Genomic DNA, 5,753 nt, shown 5'->3' on the forward strand with positions numbered 1-5,753 from the left:
GCGTCGCTGCGGCTGCTGCCGCGCGGCGGCCGGTTCGTGGAGATGGGCAAGGCCGACCTGCGCGACCCGGACGTGGTCGCCGCCGAACACCCGGGCGTGACGTACCGCGCCTTCGACCTGAACGAGGCCGGGCACCGGCGCATCGGCGAGATGCTCGCCGAGGTCCTCGACCTCTTCGCGCAGGGCGCGCTGCGCCCGCTGCCCGTACGGGCGTGGGACGTGCGCCAGGCCCGGCAGGCGCTGCGGCACATCAGCCAGGCCCGGCACATCGGCAAGGTCGTCCTGCGGGTCCCCGCGCCCGCCGACCCGGACGGCACCGTGCTGATCACGGGCGCGGGCGGCGCCCTCGCCGGCGTGTTCGCCCGGCACCTCGTCGCCACCGGTCAGGCGCGGCACCTGCTGCTGGCCTCCCGGCGCGGCCCGGAGCAGTACCGGGACTTGGTCGAGGAGCTGACCCGGGCGGGCGCCCGGGTCACCGTCGGCACCGCCGACGTGGCCGACCCCGCGCAGGTGACCCGGCTGCTGGAACTGGTGGAGCCGGCGCACCCGCTGACCGCCGTCGTCCACACCGCCGGGGTGATCGCCGACGCGACCATCGGCTCGCTGGACGCGCCGGCCCTGCACGCCGTGCTGACGCCGAAGGTGGACGCCGGCTGGGCCCTGCACGAGGCGACCCGGCACCTGGACCTGTCCGCGTTCGTGCTGTTCTCCTCCGTCGCGGCCACCCTCGGCTCCCCGGGGCAGGGCAACTACGCCGCCGCCAACGCGTTCCTCGACGCCCTCGCCCGGCACCGCCGGGAGCAGGGCCTGCCCGCCACCAGCCTCGCCTGGGGACTGTGGGCCACCAGCAGCGCCATGACCGCCCACCTGGGCGGAACCGAACACCGCAAGGCGATCCGCGCCACCAGCGCCCCGCTGACCGACCAGCAGGGCGTCGCGCTCTTCGAGCTGGCGCGGCAGCGCGGCAACGCGCACCTCGTCCTGATGAACCTGCCGCCGGCGGCGTCGCGGTCGACCGGCCAGAGCGTGCCCAGCCTGCTGCGGGACGTGGTCCGCGTCAGCGGCCCGGCCCGGCGCGCGGTCGGCCGCGGCCTGGCGGACACCGCCTCGGTGCGGGACCGGCTGGCGATGCTCAGCCCGGCGGAGCGGCGCGGGCACCTGCTCGACCTGGTGGCCGGCAGCGTGGCGGCCGTGCTCGGGCACCGCTCGGCGGAGAGCGTCGACGCCCAGCGCGCCTTCAAGGAACTGGGCTTCGACTCGCTCACCTCCGTGGAGCTGCGCAACCGGCTCTCCGCCGCCACCGGGTTGCGGCTGCCCGCGACCGTGGCGTTCGACTACCCCACCCCGGTGGTCCTCGCCGAGTTCCTCGACGAGGAACTCGGTGGCGCGGCGGCCGTGGACCGTCCCGCCGCGGTGGGCACCGCCGCCGCCCTCGACGAGCCGATCGCCATCATCGGCATGGCGTGCCGGTTCCCCGGCGACGTGCAGACGCCCGAGCAGCTCTGGGACGTGGTCACCAACGGCGCCGACGTCATCTCGCCCTTCCCCACCGACCGGGGCTGGAACCTGGACGACCTGCGCGCCGGCGGCGAGGACGCCGTACCGCACCAGGGCGGCTTCCTGCACGACGCCGCACAGTTCGACGCCGCCTTCTTCGGGATCTCCCCCCGGGAGGCCCTCGCCATGGACCCGCAGCAGCGGCTGCTGCTGGAGACGTCCTGGGAGGCCTTCGAGCGGGCCGGGATCGATCCCCACGCGGCGCGGGGCAGCAGCACCGGCGTCTACGTCGGACTCATCTACCACGACTACGCCTCCCAGGCCGCCGGCACCGACGACGAACTGGGCGGCCACGTCGGCAACGGCAGCGCCGGCAGTGTCGCCTCGGGCCGGATCTCGTACCTGTTCGGCCTGGAGGGCCCCGCGGTCACCGTCGACACCGCCTGCTCGTCGTCGCTGGTGGCGCTGCACCTCGCCACCCAGGCGCTGCGGCAGGACGAGTGCCGGCTCGCGCTCGCCGGCGGGGTGAGCGTCATGTCCACCCCCGGCATGCTCACCGAGTTCTCCCGGCAACGCGGCCTGTCGCCCGACGGGCGGTGCAAGGCGTTCGGCGCGGGCGCCGACGGCACCGGCTTCGCCGAGGGCGTCGGCATGCTCCTGCTGGAGCGCCTCTCCGACGCGCAGCGCAACGGTCACCGCGTCCTCGCCGTCGTCCGCGGCAGCGCGGTGAACCAGGACGGCGCCAGCAGCGGCCTGACCGCGCCGAACGGCCCCGCCCAGCAGCGGGTGATCCGGCAGGCGCTCGCCAACGCCCGGCTCGCCACGACCGACGTGGACGCCGTCGAGGCGCACGGCACCGGCACCGCCCTCGGCGACCCGATCGAGGCGCAGGCGCTGCTGGCCACGTACGGGCAGGGCCGGCCGCAGGACCGGCCGCTGTGGCTGGGGTCGGTCAAGTCGAACATCGGCCACGCCCAGGCGGCGGCCGGCGTCGCCGGCGTGATCAAGATGGTGCTGGCGATGCGGCACGGCGTGCTGCCGCCGACCCTGCACGCCGAGAAGCCGTCCCCGCACATCGACTGGACGACCGGGTCGGTCGCCCTGCTCACCGAGGCGCGGCCGTGGCCGGCTCAGGACCGGCCCCGCCGCGCGGCGGTGTCGTCGTTCGGCATCAGCGGCACCAACGCCCACACCATCATCGAGCAGGCCCCGGAGCCCACCCCGGCGCAGCCCGTACCGCCCGCCACGGGCGCCCCGGGCGACCTCGTCGCCTGCGTCCTCTCGGCCCGCGACGACGCCGCCCTGCGTGAGCAGGCGCGCCGGCTGCGGACCCTGGTCGACGCCGAGCCGGAGCTGACCGTCGCCGACGTCGGTCGGGCGCTCGCCACCGGCCGCACCACCTTCGAGCACCGCGCGGTGCTGCTGCCCGGCGACCGCCCCGGACTGCTCGCCGCCCTCGGCGCGCTGGCCGACGACGAGCCCTCGGCCGCCGTCGTGCGGGGGGTCGCCCGCAGCGGCCGGACCGCCGTCCTCTTCTCCGGGCAGGGCGCGCAGCGCGCCGGCATGGGCCGGGAGCTGTACGGGGCGTTCCCGGTCTTCGCGACCGCGCTGGACGAGGTGTGCGCGCAGCTCGACCCGCTGCTGCCGCGCCCGCTGCGGGAGGTGCTGTTCGCACCCGAGGGCTCCGCCGAGGCGGAGCTGCTGGACCAGACCGCGTTCACCCAGGCCGGGCTGTTCGCCGTCGAGGTGGCGCTGTTCCGGCTGGTGGAGTCGTACGGTGTCGTACCGGACCTGGTGGCCGGGCACTCCATCGGCGAGATCGCGGCGGCGCACGTCGCCGGCCTGTTCAGCCTGGCCGACGCGTGCGCGCTGGTCGCGGCGCGCGGCCGGCTCATGCAGGCGCTGCCGACCGGCGGCGGCATGCTGGCCGTGGCCGCCGCCGAGGACGCGGTGGCCGAGTCGATCGCGGGCCTGACCGACCGGGTCGGCGTCGCGGCGGTGAACGCCCCGACCGCCGTGGTGGTCTCCGGGGACGTCGACGCCCTCGACGAGGTCGAGCGGGTCTGGCGGGACCGGGGCGCACGCACCCGCCGGCTGACCGTCAGTCACGCGTTCCACAGCCCGCTGATGGAGCCGATGCTCGACGAGTTCCGGCAGGTGCTCGACGGGCTGACCTTCCACTGGCCCGTCCTGCCGATCGTGTCGAACCTGACCGGGCAGGTCGCCGACCCCGACAAGATCGGCACCCCCGACTACTGGGTCCGGCACGTCCGGGAGACGGTCCGGTTCGCCGACGGCGTCGCGAGCCTGCGCGAGCGCAACGTCCGTACGTTCCTCGAACTGGGCCCCGACGCGGTGCTCGCCGGCATGGTGGGCGCCTGCCTGCCGGACGAGGGCGCCGCGCCGTCGGCGGCGGTCGTGGCGACGCTGCGCCCCGGCCGGCCCGAACCGGCGTCGCTGGTCCACGCGTTGGCGGAGCTGCACGCGCACGGCGTGCCGGTCACCTGGACCGCCCTCCTGCCGGCCGCGACCCGCCCGGTCGACCTGCCGACGTACCCGTTCCAGCGGCAGCGCTTCTGGCCGGCAGTGGGCCGGCTGCGGGCCGGCGACGTCAGCGGCGCCGGTCTCGGCGTGGCGGAGCACGGGCTGCTCGGCGCGGCGGTGGACCTGGCCGGCGACGACGAGGTCGTGCTGACCGGCCGGATCTCCCTGACCACCCACCCCTGGCTGGCCGACCACGTGGTCTCCGGCGTGACGCTCGTTCCGGGTACGGCGCTGGTGGAGCTGGCCGTGCGCGCCGGCGACGAGGTGGACCTGCCCCGGCTGCGCGACCTGACGGTGCTCGTGCCGCTGGTGCTCCCCGAGTCCGGCGCCGTACGGATCCAGGTGCGGGTGTCCGCGTCGGAGTCGCCGCAGCGGCCCGTCGCCGTCTACTCCCGCCCGGACGACGACCCGGAGGGGGGCTGGACCCGGCACGCGGAGGGCGTGCTCGAACCGGCGACCGCCGACGAGCCGCGGACGACCGCCTGGCCGCCGGCCGGCGCGTCCGAGGTGGACCTGACCGGCTGGTACCCGGCGCTGCTCGGGCACGGCCTGGCGTACGGGCCGGTGTTCCAGGGGCTGCGTCGGGTGTGGACCGGCGGTGACGACGTGTACGCCGAGGTGGTGCTGCCGGAGGAGGCGGCGACGGAGGCGGCGCGCTTCGGCGTGCACCCGGCGTTGCTGGACGCGGCCCTGCACCCGATCGGGCTGCTGCCGGGCTCGGAGGGGTCGGGCGGGCCGCGGGTGCCGTTCGCGTTCGAGGGTGTGCAGGTGCACGCCTCGGGCGCGCGGCTGCTGCGGGTGCGACTGACCCGCAACGGTTCGGCGGTGCGGCTGACCGCCTACGACGAGGCGGGCGCGCCGGTCGTGTCGGTGGACTCCCTCGTCCTGCGCGAACTGACCGGCGTGGCCGCCGCGAGCGCGGCGTCCCGCTCCCTGTTCGAGGTGGTCTGGCAGGCCGAGGAGGCCGAACCGGCCGACGACGCGTCGGGCTGGGCGGTGCTGGGCGGGCCGGCCCTGCCGGGCGTGCCCGGCGGTCCCTCCGCCGAGACGATCAGGCAGCTGCGAGCCGCGATCGACGCCGGCATCGCGCCGCCGCGCCTGCTGCTGTTCACGCCGGCCGCGTCGAGCGCCGACGACACCGAACCGGCGCAGGCCGTACGCGCGGTGACCGCCGACGTGCTGGGCCTGGTGCGGGCGTGGCTGGCCGTCGACGCGCTGGCGGATTCGCGGCTCGTGGTGGTGACCCGGGGCGCGGTGGTCGCCCGCGACGAGGACCGGGTGACCGACCTGGCGGCCGCGGCCGTGTGGGGCCTGCTGCGCTCGGCGCAGTCCGAGCACCCGGGCCGCATCGTCCTCGCCGACGTCGGCGACGCGATGAACCCCGGCGTGCTCGGCATCCTGGCCCGGTTCGCCGCCGACCCGGCCGGCGGCCAGCTGGCCATCCGCTCGGGTGAGGTGTTCGTGCCGCGCCTGGTGCGCGCGGTCGCCCCGGCGTCGGCGGAGGCGCCGGTCGTGGGTGACGGCGCGGTGCTGGTGACCGGCGGTACGGGCGCGCTGGGCGCGCTGGTGGCGGAGCACCTGGTGTCGGCGCACGGCGTGCGCTCTCTCGTGCTGGTGTCGCGGCGTGGCCCGGAGGCCGCCGGTGCGGGCGAGTTGTCGGAGCGGCTGTCGGCGTTGGGTGCGTCGGTGCGGGTGGTCGCGTGTGACGTGAC

General features: G+C 76.6%; 1 protein-coding gene. It reads left to right on the forward strand.

The features are described 5' to 3' along the window. Positions 1 to 5,753 (forward strand): SDR family NAD(P)-dependent oxidoreductase (locus tag ACFHW0_RS31340; RefSeq protein ID WP_416613240.1); only part of this gene is annotated, 5,753 nt, incomplete at both ends.

The organism is Micromonospora sp. LOL_025, from assembly GCF_048060285.1.
In the GTDB taxonomy this organism is placed as follows: domain Bacteria; phylum Actinomycetota; class Actinomycetes; order Mycobacteriales; family Micromonosporaceae; genus Micromonospora.